This is a genomic window from Rhodomicrobium sp. R_RK_3 (genome assembly GCF_002198715.1).
In the GTDB taxonomy this organism is placed as follows: domain Bacteria; phylum Pseudomonadota; class Alphaproteobacteria; order Rhizobiales; family Rhodomicrobiaceae; genus R-RK-3.
Map to the genome: position 1 here is coordinate 31,530 of NZ_MWLK01000023.1, position 22,847 is coordinate 54,376.

General features: G+C 64.0%; 16 protein-coding genes and 1 pseudogene. 11 read left to right on the top strand and 6 right to left on the bottom strand.

Features of this window, described 5'->3' with window-relative positions; genetic code table 11:
• Positions 1–15 precede the first annotated feature (15 nt).
• The 3 genes and pseudogenes from paoC to paoA form a co-directional block, all read right to left on the bottom strand.
• Positions 16–2,217 (bottom strand): aldehyde oxidoreductase molybdenum-binding subunit PaoC, encoded by a 2,202-nt coding sequence (gene paoC, locus BLEFHOIH_RS13640; protein ID WP_088346347.1) that lies wholly within the window; start codon positions 2,215–2,217, stop codon positions 16–18.
• A 4-nt stretch (positions 2,218–2,221) separates the two neighbouring features.
• Positions 2,222–3,171 (bottom strand): annotated as a pseudogene (locus tag BLEFHOIH_RS13645) (xanthine dehydrogenase family protein subunit M).
• The gene (paoA, locus tag BLEFHOIH_RS13650) at positions 3,168–3,818 is read right to left on the bottom strand and encodes an aldehyde dehydrogenase iron-sulfur subunit PaoA (RefSeq protein WP_088346349.1); all 651 of its coding nucleotides are present in this window, start codon (positions 3,816–3,818) and stop codon (positions 3,168–3,170) included. The pseudogene BLEFHOIH_RS13645 and the gene paoA overlap by 4 nt, the downstream one beginning before the upstream one ends.
• Before the next feature lie 307 nt (positions 3,819–4,125).
• On the opposite strand from paoA, the gene BLEFHOIH_RS13655 reads away from it, so the two are divergent.
• The 3 genes from BLEFHOIH_RS13655 to BLEFHOIH_RS13665 all read left to right on the top strand — a co-directional run bounded on the left by BLEFHOIH_RS13655 (position 4,126) and on the right by BLEFHOIH_RS13665 (position 9,675).
• Positions 4,126–6,276 (top strand): exonuclease domain-containing protein, encoded by a 2,151-nt coding sequence (locus tag BLEFHOIH_RS13655; RefSeq protein ID WP_088346351.1) that lies wholly within the window; start codon positions 4,126–4,128, stop codon positions 6,274–6,276.
• 321 nt (positions 6,277–6,597) lie between these two features.
• Positions 6,598–9,054, top strand: coding sequence for an EAL domain-containing protein (locus BLEFHOIH_RS13660; RefSeq protein ID WP_088346353.1), 2,457 nt, complete (start codon positions 6,598–6,600; stop codon positions 9,052–9,054).
• 141 nt (positions 9,055–9,195) lie between these two features.
• Entirely contained in the window at positions 9,196–9,675 is a 480-nt protein-coding gene (locus BLEFHOIH_RS13665; RefSeq protein ID WP_088346355.1) for a ProQ/FINO family protein, read from the top strand.
• 18 nt (positions 9,676–9,693) lie between these two features.
• Here the strand turns inward: BLEFHOIH_RS13665 and BLEFHOIH_RS13670 are convergent, their stop codons facing one another.
• Positions 9,694–10,413: a YoaK family protein gene (locus BLEFHOIH_RS13670; RefSeq protein WP_170937155.1), complete on the bottom strand. Its 720-nt coding sequence runs from the start codon at positions 10,411–10,413 to the stop codon at positions 9,694–9,696.
• Between the two features lie 460 nt (positions 10,414–10,873).
• Here BLEFHOIH_RS13670 and BLEFHOIH_RS13675 point away from each other — a divergent pair, with 460 nt between their 5' ends.
• From BLEFHOIH_RS13675 to BLEFHOIH_RS13685, 3 genes are read left to right on the top strand one after another with little or no spacing between them, the layout of a single operon-like run.
• Entirely contained in the window at positions 10,874–12,940 is a 2,067-nt protein-coding gene (locus BLEFHOIH_RS13675; RefSeq protein WP_170937156.1) for an FUSC family protein, read from the top strand.
• Positions 12,937–13,140, top strand: a complete 204-nt coding sequence (locus BLEFHOIH_RS13680; RefSeq protein ID WP_088346361.1) for a DUF1656 domain-containing protein — start codon at positions 12,937–12,939, stop codon at positions 13,138–13,140. The genes BLEFHOIH_RS13675 and BLEFHOIH_RS13680 overlap by 4 nt, the downstream gene beginning before the upstream one ends.
• A 9-nt stretch (positions 13,141–13,149) precedes the next feature.
• The gene (locus tag BLEFHOIH_RS13685; protein ID WP_088346363.1) at positions 13,150–14,136 is read left to right on the top strand and encodes an HlyD family secretion protein; all 987 of its coding nucleotides are present in this window, start codon (positions 13,150–13,152) and stop codon (positions 14,134–14,136) included.
• A gap of 77 nt (positions 14,137–14,213) precedes the next feature.
• Here the strand turns inward: BLEFHOIH_RS13685 and BLEFHOIH_RS13690 are convergent, their stop codons facing one another.
• Together BLEFHOIH_RS13690 and BLEFHOIH_RS13695 are read right to left on the bottom strand one after the other, a co-directional pair.
• On the bottom strand, positions 14,214–15,143 hold the full coding sequence (locus BLEFHOIH_RS13690; protein ID WP_088346411.1) for a prephenate dehydratase: 930 nt from the start codon (positions 15,141–15,143) through the stop codon (positions 14,214–14,216).
• A 16-nt stretch (positions 15,144–15,159) separates the two neighbouring features.
• A complete protein-coding gene (locus BLEFHOIH_RS13695) occupies positions 15,160–15,903 on the bottom strand; it encodes a 3-deoxy-manno-octulosonate cytidylyltransferase (RefSeq protein WP_088346365.1) in 744 nt (247 codons plus the stop codon).
• A 204-nt stretch (positions 15,904–16,107) separates the two neighbouring features.
• On the opposite strand from BLEFHOIH_RS13695, the gene BLEFHOIH_RS13700 reads away from it, so the two are divergent.
• The 5 genes from BLEFHOIH_RS13700 to BLEFHOIH_RS13720 all read left to right on the top strand — a co-directional run bounded on the left by BLEFHOIH_RS13700 (position 16,108) and on the right by BLEFHOIH_RS13720 (position 22,845).
• Positions 16,108–16,680, top strand: a complete 573-nt coding sequence (locus BLEFHOIH_RS13700) for a cytochrome c family protein (protein WP_088346367.1) — start codon at positions 16,108–16,110, stop codon at positions 16,678–16,680.
• 204 nt (positions 16,681–16,884) lie between these two features.
• On the top strand, positions 16,885–18,735 hold the full coding sequence (locus BLEFHOIH_RS13705; RefSeq protein WP_088346369.1) for an extracellular solute-binding protein: 1,851 nt from the start codon (positions 16,885–16,887) through the stop codon (positions 18,733–18,735).
• A 30-nt stretch (positions 18,736–18,765) separates the two neighbouring features.
• Positions 18,766–20,598 carry an extracellular solute-binding protein gene (locus tag BLEFHOIH_RS13710; protein WP_245297003.1) on the top strand — a complete coding sequence of 611 codons (1,833 nt, stop codon included), beginning with the start codon at positions 18,766–18,768 and terminating at the stop codon, positions 20,596–20,598.
• A gap of 23 nt (positions 20,599–20,621) precedes the next feature.
• The gene (locus BLEFHOIH_RS13715) at positions 20,622–21,740 is read left to right on the top strand and encodes a microcin C ABC transporter permease YejB (protein WP_088346373.1); all 1,119 of its coding nucleotides are present in this window, start codon (positions 20,622–20,624) and stop codon (positions 21,738–21,740) included.
• A 4-nt stretch (positions 21,741–21,744) separates the two neighbouring features.
• Positions 21,745–22,845, top strand: a complete 1,101-nt coding sequence (locus BLEFHOIH_RS13720; RefSeq protein ID WP_088346413.1) for an ABC transporter permease — start codon at positions 21,745–21,747, stop codon at positions 22,843–22,845.
• Positions 22,846–22,847: the final 2 nt, after the last annotated feature.

Sequence of the window (22,847 nt, forward strand, 5' to 3'; positions counted from 1 at the left end):
GCCCTCCAGGGCCGGTCACGCGACCTCGGGGAGGCGATCGAGATATTTGTCGAGAGTGATTGGGTAATCGCGGACACGGACGCCGGTGGCATTGTAGATCGCATTGGCCACCGCCGCGCCGACGCCGCAAATGCCGAGCTCGCCGACGCCCTTGGCCTTCATCGGCGAGGAGATCGGATCGGTCTCGTCGAGGAAGATCACCTCCTGGTGCGGAATGTCGCCATGCACCGGCACTTCATATCCCGCCAGATCATGGTTGACGAAGAAGCCGCGCCGCTTGTCGATGGCAAGCTCCTCCATCAGCGCGGCGCCCGCGCCCATGGTCATCGCGCCGATGACCTGGCTGCGCGCCGATTTCGGATTGAGGATGCGGCCCGCGGCGCACACCGCGAGCATGCGGCGGATGCGGCTCTCGCCGGTCGCGGCGTCGACGCCGACTTCGACGAAATGCGCCCCGAACGTCGATTGCTGGTACTTCTTGTCGAGGTCGCCATATTCGATGCCGTCCTCGGCGACGATCTCGCCCGCACGCGCCGCCTCGGCCAACGGCGCAGCGCGATTGCCCGCGCGCACCTGCCCGTCCGCGAACACCGCATCGGCGGAGTTGATGCCGAGCTTCTGGGCGACGGCCTCGCGCAATTTCGTGCAGGCGGCGAAGACGCCGGCGGTCGAATTGTTGGCGCCCCACTGGCCGCCTGAACCGCAGGAGACCGGGAAGCTGGAATCGCCGAGCCGGACCACGACCTTGTCGAGCGGCACGCCCATCATCTCGGCGGCGGTCTGGCCGATGATCGTGTAGGTGCCGGTGCCGATATCGGTCATGTCGGTCTCGACGGTGACGATGCCGCTGAGCCGGACGCGTGCCGCCGATTTGTTCAGCAAATTATTACGGAACGCCGCCGCCACGCCCATGCCGACCAGCCAGCGGCCATCGCGCACCTTCGCCGGCTGCGGATTTCGCCGACCCCAGCCGAACTGCTCGGCGCCTGTGCGCAGGCAGGCGATGAGACGGCGCTGCGAGAAGGGCCGCTCCGGCTTTTCCGGGTCGACCTGGGTGTCGTTGAGGATGCGGAACTCGATCGGGTCGATGCCCGCCTTCTCCGCGATCTCATCGATGGCGATCTCCAGCGCCATCATGCCGGGAGCCTCGCCGGGCGCGCGCATGGAATTGCCTTCCGGCAGGTCGAGCACGGCGAGCCGCATCGCGGTCATGCGGTTGGCGCCGGCATAGAGCAGGCGTGTCTGGCTGACCGCCGTTTCAGGTTCGCCCCCGGGCAGGTCGCCGGACCAGCTTTCGTGACCGATAGCGGTGATCTTGCCGTCCGTGCCGGTGCCGATGCGGATACGCTGGATGGTGGCGGGCCGATGTGTCGTGTTGTTCATGATCAGGGGACGCTGCAAGGTAACCTTCACCGCCCGCTTTGCCGCCAGCGCCGCAAGGGCCGCGAGCAGGGCGTCGGAGCGGACGAAGAGCTTGCCGCCGAAACCGCCGCCGATATAGGGCGAGATCAAGCGCACATTCTCCTTCGGGACGCCGAGCGTCTTCGACACATCGCCAACGCCCCAGGCGATCATCTGATTGGAGGTCCACAGCGTCAGCTTGTTGCCGTCCCAGGCGGCAATCGAGGCATGGGGCTCCATCATCGCATGGGAATGGTCTGGCGTGGTGTAGGTCGCATCGAGCTGCACAGGGGCCGCCGCGAATGCGCCGGCGAAATCTCCGACCGCCGTATCGGCCGCGCCGCCGGGGCCTTCCTTCGGTGGCACGCCGGTGTTTTTCACCTCGGCGAGGTCGAATGCGCCTTTGGCCTCCTCGTAGCCGATGCGGACCAATGCCGCGGCGGCGCGCGCCTGCTCGAATGTTTCGGCGACGACGACGGCGACCGCCTGATGGTAGTGCTCGATATCGGGGCCGCCGAGCAGCTTGGCGGTGTTGTACTTGCCCTTTTCCAGCGGGCCGACGCTGTCCGCCGTCACGATGGCGAGGACGCCGGGCGCAGAGCGGGCGCGCCCGAGCTCCATGGATGCGATGCGGCCCTTGGCGATGGCCGCGCCGATCACATAGCCGTAGGCCGCGTTGGGCGCCGCATTATGCTGCTCATAGGCATAGGGCGCGGTGCCGGTGGTCTTCACCGGCCCGTCGATCCGGTCGGTGGGCTTGCCGATGATCTTAAGCTGGTCGATGGGGTTGGTCGTGGCTGGCGTATCGAATTTCATGGGGTCACCTTTTCGCGTCGGCCAGGACGGAGGCGAGCGTGCGCTCCACCAGCGTCACCTTGAATGCGTTCTCATGCGTCGGCTTGGCGCCCTCCAGCAGTTTGGCGGTGACGGCCTTTGCCCCGCGCGGCATCTCGGCCTCCGCAGCCTCGACGCGCCACGGCCTGTGCGCCACGCCGCCGACAGCGACGCGCCCCGTACCGTCGGGCTGGACGATGGCCGCGACGGAGATGAGCGCGAAGGCGTAGGAGGCGCGGTCGCGCACCTTGCGGTAGATCTGAGCGCCGCCGGCCGGCTCGGGCGCGTCACCGCCGTGATCAGCTCGCCCGGCTGCAGCACCGTCTCGATATGCGGCGTGTCCCCGGGCAGCCGGTAGAAATCGGCGATCGGAATGCGGCGCGCCGATCCGTCATCCGCGACGGTTTCGACGGTCGCGTCCAGTGCGCGCATGGCCACCGCCATGTCGCTCGGATGGGTGGCGATGCAGGCATCGCTGACGCCGATGACCGCGAGCTGGCGGGTGAAGCCGCCGATGGCTGAGCAGCCGCTGCCCGGCTCACGTTTGTTGCAGGGCATGTTGGTGTCGTAGAAATAGGGGCAGCGCGTCCGTTGCAGCAGATTGCCGGCGGTGGTCGCCTTGTTGCGGAGCTGGCCGGACGCGCCGGCCAGCAGCGCGCGGGACAGGAGGCCGTAATCGCGCCGAACGCGCTCGTCCGCCGCAAGCGCCGTATTGCGCACCGACGCGCCGATGCGAAGCCCGCCCTCGGGCGTCGGCTCGATCTTGTCGAGGCCCAGATTGTTCACGTCGATCAGATGCGCCGGGGTTTCGATCTGCAGCTTCATCAGGTCGAGCAGATTGGTGCCCCCGGCGATGAACTTGGCGCCTTCGACGCGCGAAGCCGCCGACGCGGCTCCCGCCGGGCTGTCGGCGCGCTCATAGGTGAAGGGTGTCATGCGGTTCTCCCGGCGACTTCGGTCATCGCGTCGACGATGTTGGAATAGGCGCCGCAGCGGCAGATATTGCCGCTCATGCGCTCGCGCAGTTCGAGGGCGGTCGCCTGGGGCCGCGCGGTCAAGTCGGCGCTGACATGGCTCGGAATGCCGGCCTTGATCTCATCGAGCACCGCAACCGCCGAGCAGATCTGCCCGGGGGTACAGTAGCCGCATTGATAGCCGTCATGCTTCACGAACGCCGCTTGCATCGTGTGCATGTCCTGGGGCTCGCCCAGCCCTTCGATGCTGGTGATGCTGCCACCCTCATGCATGACCGCGAGCGTCAGGCAGGAATTGATGCGCTGGCCGTCGACGATCACCGTGCAGGCGCCGCACTGGCCGTGGTCGCAACCCTTCTTGGTGCCGGTGAGATGCAAATGTTCCCGCAGCGCATCGAGCAGCGTCGTGCGGGTGTCGAGGGTGAGCTCGCGGGCCGTACCGTTAACGGTGAAGGAGACCTGCATCATGGGGAGTGCCCCGGTCGCCGCGGCCTGGGCATTCGATGGCATTTGGGCGCTCACCTTCGTCGCCGCGGCAGCGGCCGCGGAGGCGGCGGTCGCGATCAACAGGCGGCGACGGGAGAGTTCGAAGTCGGTGGAGTCTGGCATGGTGGACTCGTTCCTTTTCTGGCTGAGGTCCACGGTTGTTCGTCCGAACGAAGCGCCATCGGCCTCGTTCCGTACGCGCTGATGGATCGACGGATAATTCCGGCTCGAGGCCAGGCCATTACGCGTTAAGGTAAACGGCGGGTTGCAAAGAACGACCCGGCGAGACCTGTGATGCTTGACAATTTGTGACCAAGGAACAAAAATCGAACGCAAGGCGCGAAGGGCCAGACGAAGACCGGGACAGGCGCCGGCCTTCAGCACCGTACATTGAGATCGTCGCCTCAAACTGCGAGCAAGCCCATTTCCGATGAAGTTGCCGACCCTTCCCACTTACTACTATCTCGACCACTTCGCCGAGATGCTCTCATTTGTCGAGACGACCTATGCGGCGGTCCTTGACCCTGCGCATCGTGAATTCATCTCCGACTTCCGGCGTCTGCCGCCCGGCGAACAATGCCTTTTCGTGCGCATGGTCAACCGGCGCGGCCAAATCTTCGAGCCTGCGGCGCTAAAATATGCCGAGATCGCCGATATCGGGATGGCGGTCCGGGGACTTTTCGATCGGGGCTATCTCCGCGCATTGCGCGAGGACGATTACGCCGCATGGCTGTGCGTCCTGCCGAAGACCCGGCTGCTCGACATCGCTCGCGGCGCCGACTGCGAGAGCGTCAGGAGTTCTTGGACGAAACCGCGCCTCGTCGATCATCTGCTGACACATGTGCCGTTCGCGGCCGCTATCTGCCAAACGGGCGCCGCATCGCACCTCGCGCTTGCGGGAACGCAGCCGCTCGAATTTCTGCTTTATCTGTATTTCGGCAAGACGTGTGAGGACCTCAAGAGCTTCGCCCTGCGCGATCTCGGCATTCTGCGCGTCAATGACGCGGCATCCTTCAAATCGCGCTTCTCGGATGCGGCCGAAGCAAGGGCCTGCTTCTTCTATAGCCAATTGCTCGATACGCTCGCCGTCCCGACGCTATCCACTTTTGAAGTGGCGGCGCAGAAGCTCCGAGACGGCCCCGAGGACGGCGGCGAATATGCCAGGACACTGCGCGAGCGCTCGGCCTTCGCGATCGGCCAGTTCTTCGAAAGAGCGAAGGATCCCGAACGTGCGGTAGAGCTTTACCGGACGGCCCCGTCGCCCGAGTGCAACGAGCGTCTTGTCCGCCTGCTCCACGCCGCCGGCGCCAAGGATGAAGCAAAGCGTCTGCTGGAGCGCATGATCGACGATCCCAGCAGCGACGACGAGCACGTCTTCGCGCAGGACTTCTATGCACGCAAATTCGACGGACGCAGGACCGGCGCCTGCACCGAGCTCCTGCGCGCGGGCCGTCAGGTCGTCGTCGACGAGATCTATCGCGGCAATCCCGAAGCGGGTGTGGCGGGCGTCATGCGGCGCGATGGTTTTCAGGTCTATCACGCCGAGAACCTGCTCTGGCACAATCTGTTCGGCCTGCTGTTCTGGGACAAGCTGTTCGAATCCGGCCAATTGCACAGCGGCTTCGACTGGATGCCGCAATGCCTGAAGAACCGCAGCTTCGCCACGCTGTTCGCCGGGCCCATCGCCGAGAAGCTCGCCTCGATCAGGGCCGGCACCGCCCTGCATCTCATCCTAAAATCCATCGCCAGCCATTGGGACCGTCCGAACGGCATTTTCAGTTGGTCCTATATCGACGTCGATGCGCTGCGCGATCTCCTCACCTACGGCAACGCGAATGCGGTCGCCGACATCATCGAGCTGATGACCCGCGACTTCCGCTCCATGCGCGACGGCTTCCCGGATTTGATGCTGCAAAAAGACGGCGCGATCAGCTTCCTCGAGATCAAGGCCGAGGGCGATGCGATCCGCCGCAACCAGCTCACGCGGCTGCGCCAGCTTCAGGCCGCCGGGTTCGACGCCGTGATCTGCCGCGCCGACTACCGGTTCGATCCCGAGCAGGACTATGTGGTCATCGATATCGAGACGACGGGCGGTTGGGCCCCGTCCGACCGCATCACCGAGATCGGCGCGGTCAAGCTGCGCAATCACCAAGTGATCGACCGCTGGCACAGCCTGATCAACCCACAGCGTTCGATCCCGCCGAACATCACCAGACTGACCGGCATCACCAACGAGATGGTGCGGGATGCGCCCGTGTTCGCAGACATCGCGGACAGTCTGATGGAATTCATGGGCGACGGCATTTTCGTCGCGCACAATGTCAATTTCGACTATGGCTTCATCGCGCAGGAATATACGAGGCTGGACCGCCGCTTCCGCTTCCCGAAATTCTGCACCTGCGCCGGGATGCGGCGGCACTATCCCGGCCACAACTCCTACAGCCTCGGCAGCCTTTGCGGCATTTACGAGATCTCGCTCGAGCATCATCACCGGGCTCTGTGCGACGCCGAAGCCGCGGCGATGCTTCTCAACCTCATCAACAGGACGCGCGAGGGCCGCACGTTACGGGACGCCGCCTGAAACGGGTTGCGACCGGCTGCATGGTCCAATCGATGCCGCTGTCTCCGGCAGCGCCTGGGCGGACCTATTTATTCGCGCCGCCCTCGCCTGAAGCGCGGTTTCATTGCCGTCCTCCCGGGTTTCACTACAGATTGCATCAACTTATGCGGGTTCGGCAGCCGATGTCGTAACAGATGGCGCGCTCCATCAATGAAGCAGTAGGCGCCGGGATCTTCACTTGTCGCCGACTCCAATCGCCGGACTGATCTACGGCCGCGCGCGCAAGCGGCACTGGCTCAGGCACAAAGCGACCTGACTGCACCCGCGCCGCTTCTGCAGCAAGTGAGCAAGCGGCGTATCCACCTCCACGTGGTGAGCGACGGCGTCGACGCGTTGGAGTTTCTGAGACGCAAGGGGCCCAATCTCAATGCTCCGCGCCCGGATCTCATCATATTGGATCTCAACCTGCCGCGGATGGACGGCCGGGAGCTCTTGCCTCTCATCAAGAACGACGATCGCCTGAAATCAATTCCGGTCGTCGTCCTGAGCACCTCCGAGGCGGAAGCGGACATCTTGAAAAGCTATGAGCTCCAGGCGAGCTGCTATTACACGAAGCCTGTGGGACTGGACGCGTTCATTGACGTCGTAAAGAACCTCAACGATTGGCTGACCCAGATAAAATTGCCGCAGAAATCCATCATGAGGGTCTTGCTGGTTGAGGCCGACCTGCAGGAGTGCATGCTGATCCATGCCATGTTGAAGGAGGAAGGATCGGCCAATGCCGACCTCGTCCATGCAACATCGATGAGCCAGGCCAAGCTGCTGCTCGCCGCCCAGTCGATCGACATTATCGTCCTCGACCCGGCTTTGCCCGACGCGAACGGATTGGATGCGATCCGGCAGATCCGCGCCATCGCTCCTCGCGTCCCGGTGGTGGTGCTGGCCGACTTTGACGACGAGACGATGGCGGCGGTCGCCCTGCAGGAAGGCGTGCAGCATTATCTCGTGAAAAACCGCATCGATGCGCGGGCTCTGCTGCTCGCCCTCCGGCATTCCATCGAGCGCAAGTCCATGGAGGAGGCGCTCTATGGCCAGCAGGAACGGGCGCAGGTCACCCTCGACTCGATCGGCGATGCGGTTGCCTGCTCCGACATGGCGGGAACCGTCACCTTCCTGAATAACGCGGCGGAGAAAATGACCGGCTGGTCGCGCCGGGAGGCGGCCGGCAGGCCCATGACCGATGTCCTGCGCATTCTCGATGCGGGAACACGCGAGGCGATCCCGGACCCCATGGAGCTGGCGGTTGACCGCAACAGCACGATGCATCTGCCCCCGAACTGCATTCTGCTTCGGCGGGATGGCATAGAAACCCCGATCGAAGACTGCGTGTCTCCCATCCATGACCGGCAAGGGCAAATCACCGGCGCCGTCATCGTCTTCCGCGATGTGACCGAGGCGCGGGCACTGGCGCAGCAGGCGACCCACGCGGCGGGCCACGACTTCCTGAGCGGCTTACCAAACCGAAAGCTTCTGAAGGAGCGGATCGCCTATGCGATCGCGCTGGCGCGGCGCCATATGACGACGCTCGCCGTGCTCTTTCTGGATTTGGACGGCTTCAAGCACGTCAATGATTCCTTCGGACATCCGGTCGGCGATAGACTTCTGCAATCCGTCGCGGAGCGCCTGACGCAATGCGTGCATGGCACCGACACCGTGAGCCGGCAGGGAGGCGATGAGTTCATCGTGCTGCTTGCTGACGTGAAACGCCCCGAAGAAGTGAGCGAAATGGCGACCAGAATGCTGGAAGCCGTTGCGGAGGCTCACACCATTGACGAGCACACTATCCATGTGGCGACCAGCATCGGCGTCAGTGTCTACCCTCACGATGGCCTGGACGCGGAAACGTTGATCAAGAACGCCGACACGGCGATGTACCACGCGAAAGAAAACGGACGCCACCGGTATCAGTTTTACGAGCCCGCCATGTGCGCCCGCACGGCTGAGCGGCAATTCATCGTGGAGGGCCTGCGGCAAGCTTTGAAGCGGAACGAATTTCGTCTGTATTATCAGCCGCAGATCGACCTGGCGACCGAGACGATTGTCGGCGCGGAAGCGTTGATCCGCTGGATGCATCCGACACGGGGAGCGATCCCGCCGGGCAAGTTCATTCCGGTCGCGGAAGCGTGCGGGTTGATCGTTTCGATCGACGCATGGGTGCTTCGCCAAGCATGCGCGCAGACTGTTGCATGGGCCGATGCGGGCCTTCCGGCCATCGCCATGGCCGTGAACGTCTCGGCCACGGAATTGCAGGACGAAACCTATGTCGATCGCGTCTTCGCATTGCTGGCAGAAACCAGGCTGGATCCGAAAGCTCTTGTGCTGGAACTGACCGAGTCCGTCCTTGTGAAGCGCACCAACGCCACGGCGTCCATCCTCAGGAAGCTGAGGAAAAGCGGGATTAAAATCGCGATCGACGATTTCGGCACCGGCTATTCCAGCCTGAATTATCTGCAGAGATTTCCGGTCGATATTCTCAAGATAGACAGGTCATTTATCAGACAGATTTCCGCTGCCGGCGACAAAAAGCACATCGTCACCGCAGTGATCGCAATGGCCCGGGCGCTCAAGCTGCGCGTCGTCGCCGAGGGCGTAGAAAAGCTCGAGGAGTTGCTGTTTCTGCGTGCCCAGCATTGCGATGAGGTTCAGGGGTATTTTTACGGCGCACCGATGCCGGCCGAGGACTTCGCCAAGCTGCTTGCGGCCGGCCTGCAAACGCCGCTCGAGGCCCAGCCAGCCTGATGTCCGCTGCGGCCCGATAATCGCGGTCCGGAGCCCTTTCGAGCGCAGCTCGCATCCGACTCACGCAAGGTTCAGCCCTTATTCTCCCCGAGCCAGCCGGCCCTAGGGATCGAAACCGAAGCTCAGACGGAGAATGCCAACATGTCGCTCGCTGAACGGCCAACACATGAGGGCCGACCGCGCCTCACTCTGCCCCGATCCATCCGGCTCGCCGCGCAAGCCGCGCCGCAGCCACGCCGCCCCACGTCCGGCGGCGGCAAGGCGCGCCGGGCCAGCGAGAGCCATGACGCGAGCAAGCTCGGCAAGGTCTATCTGACGCGCAAGCTTGCCGCGCTGGCGGAGATCCTGGGCACCCATGCCGATGCGCTCCCGCCGATTCTATGCCGGCGGGTGCCGGTGCCGCTGAAGGTCGGCATCCGCGCCGATCTGGCCGCCCGCTTTCCTGGCGCGGAGTCGGACGCCATCGGCCGCTGGCTGGCAGGCTGGACGGTTACGGACCAGTATCAGATGCAGGTGGCGGCGGGCGGCGTGCGCCGGGACCTGGACGGGGAACCCGCCGGTGACATCACGCCCGAACATGCCGAGACCGCGCGGGAGCGCCTCCAACGCGCCCGAGACTGATCCGCACCGGCCCACGCATCATCGTGCGAGCAGCGGCCCGTTATCGGGTTGCACGCGCGCGAGCGCCAATCCGCCCAGGATCACCAGCACGGTTACGGCTAGCGGCAGGATGGGCGCGTAGGCGATTGCGTGCATGAAGAGCAGGCCGCCGGCTGCGGCGCCCGCCACCAGACCGATAAGGACACCGGCCAGCCGCGGCGCCTCGGCCTGCGGCCGGGAACCGGCGAAATCTCCCGCGAGGGCAAGCAGCGTGAAGGTCGCCGCCGTGGTGAACACGCCCTGCACGCGCAGTGACCTCACGGCGGCCATCTGCAATCCCATCGCCAGCGACAGCAGCGAGATTTGAACATTGATCATCAGGGCGGTCGGGGCTCCGGCGCTCGCCACCCAGCACGCCCAGAATACCGCCTCGATGACCGCCACGACGGCGAGCGTCACGGTGACCTTCATCGGCCAGGGACCTTGTCCCGCCGTCGGCAGCGTCGCCCGCGTGCCCAGATAGGAGCCGATGGTGAAGAACACCAGCGCGCATAGGATCGGGGCGAGGTCGACGCCGCCGAAATTGCCGATGCCGAAGCCCAGATAGACGATGTTGCCGGTCATGAAGGCCGAGAAGACCTTGCCAAGGCCGAAATAGCTGATGGCATCGACGGCGCCGGTGCAGAAGGTCAGCGCGATAAGCAGCCAGTCCCGGATATTGAATTCGGTCGATTCTGTTTCGCTGGTCACGATTTGCACTGTCACCTCCCCCGTGCTGGGTCGGAGGCGGCCGGCCACCTTTCACCAATTGCGGTCGGTGCAAGACGGCCGGCCATCCTCGTCGCTGGGGAATTGGGGCACCCGCATGGCGGGCCGGGTCGCCTCCTTCTTCTCACGGAACGGTAAGCGGCGACTTGGCCAAGCTTGCTGTTGTTGAAGGGGCCTGCGGTTTTCGCCTGTGAGCGCCGGGGCGGTCCGAATTCTTCACCCGCCGATTAAGAGCAACCCGAGTCCATTCGCATCAAGATCGTGCAAGCTGGTCTAGGTCATCCGGTCTAACAGTTGACATTCGACGCGCTCATCTGCGGCTGATCACCCGCAACACAAGCAGCGCTTTGCCTGTCTCGTGATGAGTGTTTGCCGGTGGTTGTCTGCCACGGCGAACCCGCCTGCGACGCGCGTCCTCGCGGTTCGCCTCCTTCAAGAAAGGCGTCAGTGGATGACCAACGCCGGTCTTTCGCTATCAGGGCCCTCGGCGAATAGGTGGCTCGATGCCGGACAATGGGCAGCGAGGCTGCGCCCCTTTGTCCCGCCACTGCTGTTCGGCCTGCGCCTTTGGGCTGCCGTTTGTCTCGCGCTCTATCTCGCCTTCTGGCTCGAGTTGGAAAACGCCTTCTGGGCCGGAACCTCCGCCGCCATCGTCTGCCAGCCGAGCCTTGGCGCATCCTTGCGCAAGGGCTGGTTCCGCATGGTCGGCACCGTGATCGGCGCGGTGCTGATCGTGGTGCTGACGGCAGTGTTTCCGCAGGACCGGGTCGGCTTTCTCATCGGCCTTGCGCTGCTGGGCGGCGCCTGCGCCTTCATGGCCACCGTGCTGCACAATTTCGCCAGTTACGCGGCTGCGCTGACGGGCTTCACCGCCGCGGTGATCGCGAGCGATACGCTCGGGGCGACCGGCGGCCCAAGCGATACCGTGTTCCTGTTCGCCGTCTACCGCGCCACCGAGATCTGCCTTGGCATCGTCAGCGCGGGCATCGTGCTCGGCGCGACCGATTTGGGCGATGCGCGGCGCCGGCTCGCCTCCCAGCTCGGCGCGCTCTCAGCCGAAATCAGCACCGGGCTCGCTGGCTCCCTTGCGCTCGCGGGCCAGCGCGTCCTGGCGACGAGGACGCTTCGGCGCGAGCTCGTCGGGCGGGTCATCGCCCTCGATCCGGTCATCGACCAGGCGATCGGCGAGGCCTCCGACCTGCGCCCCCGTTCGCCGGTGCTGCAAGCGGCGGTGGGCGGCCTGTTCGAGGCCTTGCGCGGCTGGTGGGTGACGGCGCTGCACCTGGAACAATTGCCGAGAAACCAGGCCCAGCGCGACGCGGACCTCGTGCTCTCCCAAATTCCGGCGGAGTTGCGCCCGGCCCCCGCGCAAGGCGGAGGCCATGAATGGATGGCCGACCCGGCCAGGATGCGCCGGGCCTGCACGACGGCGGCGCGGGCCCTTGCGGCTCTGCCTGCCCGCACGCCCTCGCTGCGGCTGTTGGCCGACCGGACCGCCGAAGCGCTGATCGGCGTCGCGCGCGCGCTCGACGGCTTGCTGCTGCTCGACGACCCGGTGCGGAAAATCCCCCTGTCGCGGCGCTGCCGATTTCGCATTGCGGACTATCTGCCCGCTCTCATCAACGCCGCCCGGGCCTTCGTGACGATCGTCGCCGTCTCCCTGTTCTGGATCGTCACCGCCTGGCCGAGCGGCGCGCTGGCCCTCGTCTTCGCGACGATCACCGTGCTGCTGTTCTCGCCGCGCGAGACCCTCGCCTATGCGATCACCATGGGCTTCCTGATCGGCTCCATCCTGAATATCGGCATCGCGGCGATCGTGGGCTTTGCGATTTTGCCGCAGCTCTCGACCTTTCTCGGCTTCAGTCTCGCGCTCGGTCTTGTGCTGGTCCCGGCCGGCTTCCTCATGGCTCTGCCCTGGAACATGGTCGTCTTCACGGCGGTGATCGTGACATTCGTTCCGCTGCTCGCCCCGGCGAACCAGATGACCTACGACCCGCAGCAATTCTACAATGCCGCGCTTGCGATCGTCGTCGGGGTCGGCGCCGGTGCGTTCTCCTTCCGCCTGCTGCCGCCGATGTCGCCGACTGTGCGGACCAACCGCCTGCTGGCCATCACGCTGCGGGACATGCGCCGCCTCACGGCTAGTCCGGCCCAGCCATCGGTCTATGACTGGAAGGGCCTCATTTATAGCCGCCTCTCGGCCCTGCCCGAGCAGGCCGAGCCGCCGCAGCGCGCGCAGCTCCTGGCTGCGCTTTCGGTCGGAACCGAAATCATCCGGCTGCGCCGCGTGGCGCGCCGGTTCGATGCCCAGGCGGACCTCGACGAGGCGCTCCAGGCCATCGCCGAAGGCCGCATCCGGATCGCCATCGAACGTCTCGTGCGCCTCGACCGGAGGCTGGCCTTGCTGTCCCGCCGCAGTCCCGGCGCGCCGGTCAGGCTCCGGGCGCGCGGCAACATCCTCGCCATGTCGGAGGCGCTTCAGCAGCACGAAGCCTATTTCAGCGCGGGGGCGCGATGAGCTTCACCGAGGTCAATCTGTTCGGCGTCTACGTCGCCCCGATTTCGCTGATGATGCTGGCGGCATGGGTCGGCATGGTTGCGCTGCGCCGGGCGGCGGACCATTTCGGGCTGCTGCGCTACGTCTGGCACCCGGCACTGTTCGTCTTCGCCGTCTACATGACGGTACTCTCCTCCATCGTCCTGATCGTTGCGCGTTGAGGTGACCTGATGTCCGACGTCAAATCGAGATTGGAGCCCGTTGCCAGGGAAGGGGAGGGGCGAGAAGCGCCGCGCCGCGTGGAGAGCGTCGCTGCCACGCCCGGCAAGCCGAGGACGCTCAAGCTGCTGGGGCCGGTCCTCGTCACGCTGAGCGCCCTGGCGGTGGCGGCCTGGCTGAGCTGGGCGACGTGGAGTGTCTATATGGGCGCGCCCTGGACCCGCGACGGCACGGTGCGCGCCTATGTCGTCACCATGGCGCCCGAGGTCGCGGGCCGCATCGTCGAACTGCCGGTCGCCGACAATCAGTTCGTGCGCAAGGGCGACCTGCTGATGGTGGTCGATCCAACCAACTATAAGATCGCCGTCGCGCTCGGCGAGGCGGCGGTGGCGCAGACCAAGGCCGCCTCGCAGAATGCCCAGATCGAGTCGAACCGGCGGCAGAAGCTGGATGATCTGGCCGTGTCGGACGAGGTGAAGCAGACCTTTGCCAGCAACGCCATCAGCGCATACGCCGTCTATCAAGCAGCGCTCGCCAATCTCGATCAGGCGCGGGTCAATCTCGAGCGCACGCGCATCCTCGCCCCGGTCAACGGCTATGTGACCAACCTGCTGGCGCGGCTCGGCGATTACGTCACCGTCGGCGAGAACACCATTTCGCTCGTCGATGCCGATTCATTCTGGGTCGACGGTTATTTCGAGGAATTCGCCCTCGACCGCATCCGTGAAGGCGCTCCGGCCCAAATCAAGCTGATGGGCTACGGCCAGATCGTTCGCGGGCATGTCCAGGGCATCGCGCGCGGCATCAACATCCCGAACGCGCAGCCCAACGACCAGGGGCTGGCGACGGTCAACCCGATCTTCACCTGGGTGCGGCTGGCGCAGCGCGTGCCGGTCAGGATCCACATCGATCAGGTTCCGGACGGCGTGCGCCTCGTCGCCGGCCTTACGGCGACCGTGCAGATCGACACGGACGACCCGAAACCGCCATTGCGTTAGCGGCATTATTTTGGTTCGAAGCAAAACGATGCCTGGCCGGCGCGCAAGGTCTACGAAACGGCCCTCGCGCGTGACGATCAGGCCTTGTTCGAGCGGAACTGCGCTCGGAACGGGCTCGCCGGATAGACACCGACGATCCGGAATTCCGAGGAGAAAAACTGGCATTCCTCCAGCGCCAGCCGCACCGGCGTGTCATCCGGGTGGCCTTCGACATCGGCGTAGAACATCGTCGCGGTGAAGGCGCCGTCCACCATGTAGGATTCCAGCTTGGTCATGTTGACGCCGTTGGTGGCGAAACCGCCGAGCGCCTTGTAGAGCGCGGCGGGCACGTTGCGGACGCGGAAGATGAAGGTCGTCACCACCGCGCCATTGCCGGATGCGGCGTCGTCGCGGTCGGCGGAGAGAGTGATGAATCGGGTGGTGTTGTGCTCGGCATCCTCGATGTCGCTGCGCAGGATTTTTAGCCCGTAAATTTCCGCCGCCAGCTTCGAGGCGATCACCGCCTTCGTCACGTCGCGCTCCTCGGCCAGCATCCGCGCCGAGCCGGCGGTGTCGGCCTCGATGACGGGGCGCAGCCCGAGTTCGCGGATGATCTTGCGGCACTGGCCGAGCGCGTGGGTGTGGCTGTGGATGGTCTTCAGATCCTCCAGCCGAGCTTCCGGCAGCACCAGGAGCTGATGATAGATGCGCTCGAAATGCTCGCCGACAATGTACAGATCCGAGCCGGGCAGCAGATGATGCACATCGGCGACGCGGCCGGCGACGGAATTTTCGATCGGGATCAGCGCGTAGCGGCCGAGGCCCTGATGCAGCGCGGCGAGCGCATCCTCGAAGGTCCCGCAAGGCTCCGGGCGCATGTCGGGGAAGGCGTTAAGGCACGCGACATGCGAATTGGCGCCGAGCTCGCCCTGGAACAGCACGACATTGCGGGCCTTGGCGCTGAGGCCAGGGCGTTTCGCGGCGGTGGCTTTGGGCTTCTTGGCGGCGCGGTTCTCAGGCGATGACATCGTTTTGACCATGACTTCAGGACTGGGCGGCGGCGAAATAGGCGCGGACTTTCTCCAGGTCGTCGGGCGTGTCGACGCTCATCGGCACGGCGCCGGCGATCTTGGCATCGATGCGCATCCCCGCCTCCAGCGCACGCAATTGCTCAAGTTTCTCGCGCAACTCAAGCGTGGAAGGCGGCAGCGCGACGAAACGCGCCAGCGCCGCGCGGCGATAGGCGTAGAGCCCGATATGGTGATAGAGCGGCCCCGCGCCGAATGGCGCGGCGGCGCGGGTAAAATACAGCGCGCGCAAAATGCCGTCGCCGCCGGTCGGCGTGCCGATCAGCTTGACGACGCTCGGCTCGGTGACGCTCGAGGGATCGCTGATCGGCGTCGCCAGTGTGGCGATGTCGACGGCAGGGTCGGCGAGCGGCAGGAGGCAGTCGCGGATGAGCGCGGGGTCGAGCGCGGGCTGGTCGCCCTGCACATTGACGATGATCCCGGCCTCGCCGCTCGGGTCGAAGAGACCGGCCGCCTCGTACACCCGGTCGGACCCGCTCGGGTGATCGGCGCGCGTCATCACGGCGCGGCCGCCCACCTTTTCCACTACCGCCGCGATCTCGGCCGCGTCCGTCGCCACCACCACGTCGCCCGCCTCGGCTTCCATGGCGCGGCGCCAGACATGCACGATCATCGGCTCGCCCGCGATGTCGGCCAAAGGCTTGCGCGGAAGACGCGCCGCGCCGATTCGTGATGGGATAACAATCAAGGGTCTTGCCATTCGCGCGTCCTTTCCGTCTTATTCGCCCCATCGACGCCAGGGCTTGCCGGAGGCCGCGCACCAAGCTGAGACAATTCGCCCGCGTTGAGGGCTTTTTCTGCGCCACGAGCTGTCGTATTGGCAAGAAGGAAAATCCTTGGGGAATGGGTAAGGCGCGCGGGCTAACTTCGCACGGCAGCCGACGGGAAGAAGAGAGGACCGCAAATGGATAAGATGACGGTCAATATGATCGCAGGCGCGGTTCTGTCCGCGCTGCTGGTCGTATTTGGCGCCAATACCGCGATCGACATTCTTTATCCGCGCGGCGGCGGTCCCGAGGCGCCGGTCGAGTCGCATGCGGCTTCCGCCCCGGCGGCCCCTGCGGATGCCGGTCCCGCCCAGCCTTTGCCTGTGCTGTTGGCGAGCGGCAATGCGGAAGCGGGCGCCGGCGTCGCCAAGAAATGCGCCGCCTGCCACAGTTTCGAGAAGGACGGGCCGAACAAGATCGGCCCCAATCTCTACGGCGTCGTCGGACGCCCGGTCGCCAGCCATGGCGGCTTTGCCTATTCGGAAGCGCTGAAGGCCTATGGCGGCAATTGGGATTACGAGAAGCTGAATTGCTTCCTGCACAACCCCAAAACCTGCGTGCCGGGCACCAAGATGGCCTTTGCCGGCCTACAGGACAAGGATCGCGCCAACGCCATCGCCTATCTGCGCTCGGTCAGCCCGGATGCGCCGCCGCTGCCGGCCGCCTCCGCGGCGCCGGCCACCAAAGAGGCGTCCGCCGCGCACAAATGATGGCCCGGCATTCGCCGCATCTTCAGAAGTTCAAGCACCGCCACGCCGCAAGGCTGGCGGTGCTTGCGTTTTGTGCATTTACCATCGTCCGGCGCATGACCGATTTTTAATTTGGTCTTGGCATCGCCCGGTTCCATTCTAAGGCTGATAATTAGGTTGTGTACGGCCGCGTGTCTGGCCGCCCAAACCAGAAATGAGATCAAGATGACCCGGCTGCTTTCCGGCCTGAAATTGCTCAGCTTTTCCGCTCTCGTCGCGCTGACCGCTGCCTCCGCGCAGGCGCAGGAGCAGGAAAAGCACTATGCCATGTCCCTGACCGGTGCGCCCAAATATGGCCCGGATTTCAAGCATTTCGACTATGTGAACCCGAATGCGCCGAAGGGCGGCTCCGTTCGCATGGTCGCCAACGGGACGTTCGACACGTTTAATCTGATTCCCTATCGCGGCCTGCCGGCGGCGGGCCTCGGCCTGATCTACGATCAGCTCATGGTGACCAGCCTCGACGAATCCTCGACCGAATATCCGCAGATCGCGGAATGGGTCTCCTACCCCGCCGATTTCTCCTCGGCCACCTATAAGCTGCGCGAACAGGCGCGCTGGCATGACGGCAAGCCGATCACACCGGAAGACGTTATATTCAGCTTCAATGTGCAGAAAGAAAACAATCCGCGCATCGCGCTGTATTACAAGAATGTCTCCGAAGCGAAAAAGACCGGCGACCACGAAGTCACCTTCTATTTCGACGAAAAGAACAACCGCGAATTGCCGCAGATCATCGGCCAGCTCAACATCCTGCCCAAGCATTTCTACGACAATGCCGGCGGCGCCGCCCGCGATCCGGCCAAGACCTGGATGGATATTCCGCTCGGCAGCGGCCCGTACCGCATCAAGGCTTTCGAGCCGGGCCGCTACGTGACCTATGAGCGGGTGAAGGACTATTGGGGCGCCGGCCTGCCGATCAATGTCGGCCAAAACAATATCGACGAAGTGCGCTTCGACTATTACCGCGAGCGCCAGGTTGCATTCGAGGCGTTCAAGGCCGGGCAGATCGACTATTTCAACGAAAACTCGGCCAAGAGCTGGGCGACCAATTACGAATTTCCGGCCATCACGGCGGGCAAGGTCGTCAAGCGCGGCGACATCCAGCTCAAGAATCCTGAGGCAATGCAGGGCTTCGTCCTCAACACGCGCCGGGCCAAATTCGCCGACCCGCGGGTGCGGCGCGCCTTCAACCTGGTCTATAATTTCGAGTGGATGAACCAGAACCTGTTCTATGGCCAGTATAAGCGCGTCTCCAGCTTCTTCGAGAATACCGAGCTCGCGGCGAAGGGGCTGCCCCAGGGTCAGGAGCTGGAGATCCTGAATACGGTTCGCGACCAGGTGCCGCCGGAAGTGTTCACCACCGAATATACCAACCCCGTGAACGGCGCGACGCCCGAGATCGACCGCAAGAATTGGCGCGAGGCGGTGAAGCTCCTGCAGGAAGCGGGCTGGTTCATCAAGGACGGCGTGCTGGTGAATGCCAAGACCGGCGAGAAAATGTCCGTCGAGTTTTTGGTCGTGCAGCCGGAATTCGAGCGCATCGTCAATTTCTACCGCGACGGGCTGAAGAAACTCGGCGTCGATGTCTCCGTGCGGATGATCGACGCGGCGCAATATCAGAAGCGCACTGATGAGTTCGATTTCGACATCATCGTCGATAATTTCGGCCAGTCGGAATCGCCGGGCAATGAGCAGCGCGATTTCTGGGGCTCGGCGGCGGCGGACCGGCCCGGCAGCCAGAACACCATCGGCATCAAGAACCCGGCCGTCGACAAGCTGATCGACCGCATCATCTTCGCCAAGGACCGCGCCGAACTGGTCGCCGCCACGCGGGCGCTCGACCGGGTGCTGCTCTGGAACTTCTACATCGTGCCGCAATATTATTCGCCGTATCAACGCATCGCTTATTGGAATAAATACAGCCATCCCGATGTCCTGCCCTCGCGCACTGTCGGATTTCCGACCGTTTGGTGGTATGACGAGGCCAAGGCAGCAAAGCTTGCGACTCAATAATTTGCAAAATTCAACCAGGTCAAAGACGTGGTGAACACAAAAGCTCAGGCATTTTTCGCAACCATTGGACTTCTTTGCGTTTTTGCCGCCCCGGCCGGCGCCGCGGAAAAACGGCACGGCCTCTCGGCCTTCGGCGATCTGGCCTATCCGGCCGATTTCCAGCATTTCAACTATGTGAACCCGGACGCCCCAAAGGGCGGCCGGCTCTCCACCATCGGCACCAGCTCGGTGCTGACCTTCAACAGCTTCAACCCGTTCATCATCCGGGACGACCCGGCGCAGGGCCTCGAATTCCTGTTCGACAGCCTGATGGTGCGCGCCCAGGACGAACCGGACTCCATGTATGGGCTGATCGCACAATCGGCCGAAGTCGCCGACGACAAGCGCTCGGTGACCTTCTATCTGCGCCCCGAGGCCAAATTCCGCGACGGCACGCCGCTGACCGCCGAGGACGTGGTGTTCTCCTATGAGAAGCTTCGCGACCCGACCAAGGCGCATCCGTCCTACGCCGCGCCGCTGCGCGACGTCGCCAAGGGCGAGGTGATCGATCCGCATACCGTGCGCTTCAGCTTCACTGGCGATAACCTGCGCGACCTGCCGAGCATCGTCGCCGGCCTGCCGATCCTGTCCAAGGCGCATTACGACAAGGTCGACTTCTACAAGCCCTCGCTGGAGCCCCCTATGGCGTCCGGCCCCTATGAGATCGGCGAATATAAGCCCGGCACCTTCATTTCGTACAAGCGGCGCCCGGACTATTGGGCGGCCAACCTTCCGGTGATGCGCGGCCGGTTCAATTTCGACGAGATCCGCTACGAATATTTCCGGGACCGCACCGCCGGCATGGAGGCGTTCAAGGCCGGCGCCTATGATCTGCGCGAGGAATTCACCTCCAAGACCTGGGCGACCGAATATAATTTCCCCCATATCAAGAACGGCAAGGTCAAGCTGGTGACGCTGCCCGACGGCAGTCCGTCAGGCGCGCAAGGCTGGTTCATCAATACGAGGCGGGAGAAATTCGCCGATCCGCGCGTGCGCAAGGCTCTCGACTACGCCTTCGATTTCGAATGGACCAACAAGAACCTGTTCTATGGGCTGTACAAGCGCACCAACAGCTATTTCGTCAATTCAGACATTGAGGCGAAAGGGCCGCCCAGCGAGGCCGAGCTGAAGCTGTTGGAGCCGTTCCGCGACAAGCTGCCTGCGGAAGTTTTCGGCGAGCCGTATAATCCGCCTGTCAGCGACGGCAGCGGCCGCGACAGGAAGCTGCTCACCACCGCCTCGAAACTGCTGACCGAGGCCGGCTGGACCGTCAACGCGCAAGGCGTCCGCGTCAACGCCAAGGGTGAGCCGCTGTCGCTAGAATTGCTGATGGACGAGCCGAGTCTTGAAAAGATCTTCGGCTTCTGGGTCGAGAAGCTGAAATCGATCGGCATCCAGGCCTCGATCCGCAATATCGACAGCGCGCAATATCAGTCGCGCCTGAAAGACTTCGATTTCGACATCGACATGTCCCGCTATTCGCTCGACGTGACGCCCGGCCCGGAAGTCCGGCTGTTCTGGAGCTCGGAGGCCGCCAGGACCAAGGGCAGCCGCAACCTGGCCGGCATCGCCGACCCGGTGGTGGATGCTCTGACCGAAAAAATGCTCAACGCCACCAGCCGGGACGAATTGCGCACGGCGGGCAACGCCCTCGACCGGGTGCTGCGCGCCGGCCATTACTGGGTGCCGCAATGGTACAAGGCCGCCCACAACATCGCCTTTTGGGACCGCTTCTCCTGGCCCGCGATCAAGCCGAAATATGACCGCGGCATCCAGGACACCTGGTGGTATGACGCCGAAAAGGCCGCCAAGCTGGGCCAATAGGACGGAAAGAAGCCGACTGCACCATGGGTCATTATATCCTCCGCCGCATCCTTCTGATGATCCCGACCCTGATCGGGATCATGGTCGTCAGCTTCATCATCGTGCAGTTTGCGCCCGGCGGTCCCGTCGAGCGCATGATCGCCCAGCTCACCGGCACCGATCCGGGCGCCACCGCCCGCATCGGTGGCACGCAGGGCGATTTCGGCAGCCGGCAGAACCAGCCCGGCGGCGGCAATGCGGGCGATGCGGCCGTCACCTCGAAATATCGCGGCGCGCAAGGGCTCGACCCGGAATTCATCAAGACGCTTGAAAAGCAATATGGCTTCGACAAGCCGCCGCTCGAACGCTTCGTCCTGATGATGAAGAACTATCTGACCTTCAATTTCGGCCAGAGCTATTTCCGCGATGTCAGCGTCATCGATCTGATCATCGAGAAGATGCCGGTTTCGATCTCGCTCGGCCTGTGGATGACGCTGATCAGCTACGGCATCTCGATCCCGCTCGGCATCCGCAAGGCCGTCAAGGACGGCACGCCCTTCGATGTCTGGACCAGCACCGCCATCGTCATCGGCTATGCCATTCCAGGCTTCCTGTTCGCCGTCCTGCTGATCGTGCTGTTCGCCGGCGGCACCTTCCTCGACTGGTTCCCCTTGCGCAACCTGACCTCGGACAATTGGGCGACCTTCTCCTGGCCGTGGAAGATCATCGACTATCTCTGGCATCTGGTGCTGCCGCTGATCGCGATGTCGCTGGCCTCCTTCGCGACGCTCACTTTCCTCACCAAGAATTCCTTCCTGGATGAGATCAAGAAGCAATATGTGGTCACCGCCCGTGCCAAGGGCCTGACCGACCGCCAGGTGCTCTACGGCCATGTCTTCCGCAACGCCATGCTGATCGTCGTGGCGGGGTTCCCGGGCGCGTTCCTGGGCGCGTTCTTCGGCTCCTCGCTGCTGATCGAGACCATCTTCTCGCTGGACGGCATCGGCCTTCTGTCCTTCGAGTCCGTCGTCAACCGCGACTATCCGGTCGTCTTCGGCACGCTCTACATCTTTTCCCTGCTGGGGCTGCTCACCAATCTGTTGTCGGATCTCACCTATACCTGGATCGATCCGCGCATCGATTTCGAGACGCGGGAGGTCTGACATGATGGACGCCCGCCTCACCAAGGAAGAGCTGGAAACCGCCGCCCCGATCCTGGCGGTCGCCAATCCCGGCCGGTTCACCATGTCGCCGATCAACAGGCGGCGCTGGGACAATTTCCGGCGCAACACGCGCGGCTATTACAGCCTGTGGATCTTCCTCGCCCTCTTCGTCGTCACGCTGTTCGCCGAGTTCATCGCCAACGACAAGCCGTTATTGATGCAGTATGACGGGCATTATTACGCTCCCATTTTCGTCACCTATCCCGAGACCACTTTCGGCGGCGAGTTCCAGACCGAGGCCGACTATCGCGACCCCTTCGTGCAGGACCTGATCAAGCAGAAGGGCGGCTGGATGATCTGGCCGCCGATCCGCTATTCCTACCGCACCATCAACCTCAACCTGCCCGAGCCGGCGCCCGCCCGGCCCTCGGCGGAGAACCTGCTCGGCACCGACGACCAGGGCCGCGACGTGCTGGCCCGCGCCATCTACGGCTTCCGCATCTCGGTGCTGTTCGGCCTCGTCCTGACGGTGTTTTCCTCGATCATCGGCGTGGCGGCGGGAGCCGTGCAGGGCTATTTCGGCGGCTGGGTCGATCTGCTGTTCCAGCGCTTCATCGAGATCTGGACCTCGATCCCGACCCTCTATCTGCTCATCATCATCGCTTCCGTGATCGCCCCCAATTTCTGGATCCTGCTCGGCATCATGCTGGCCTTCAGTTGGGTGTCGCTTGTGGGCGTGGTGCGCGCGGAATTCCTGCGCGGGCGCAATTTCGAATATATCACCGCGGCGCGGGCGCTCGGCCTTTCCGACATCAAGATCATGTTCAAACACCTCTTGCCGAACGCCATGGTCGCGACGCTCACCTTCATGCCGTTCATCCTGAACAGTTCGATCACCACCCTGACCTCGCTCGACTTCCTCGGCTTCGGCCTGCCGCCCGGCTCGCCCTCGCTCGGCGAACTCCTGGCGCAGGGCAAGGACAATCTGCAAGCGCCCTGGCTCGGCCTGACCGCTTTCTTCGTCATCGCCATCATGCTGAGCCTGCTGATCTTCATCGGCGAGGCGGTCCGCGACGCCTTCGATCCGCGCAAAACCTTCCGGTAGGA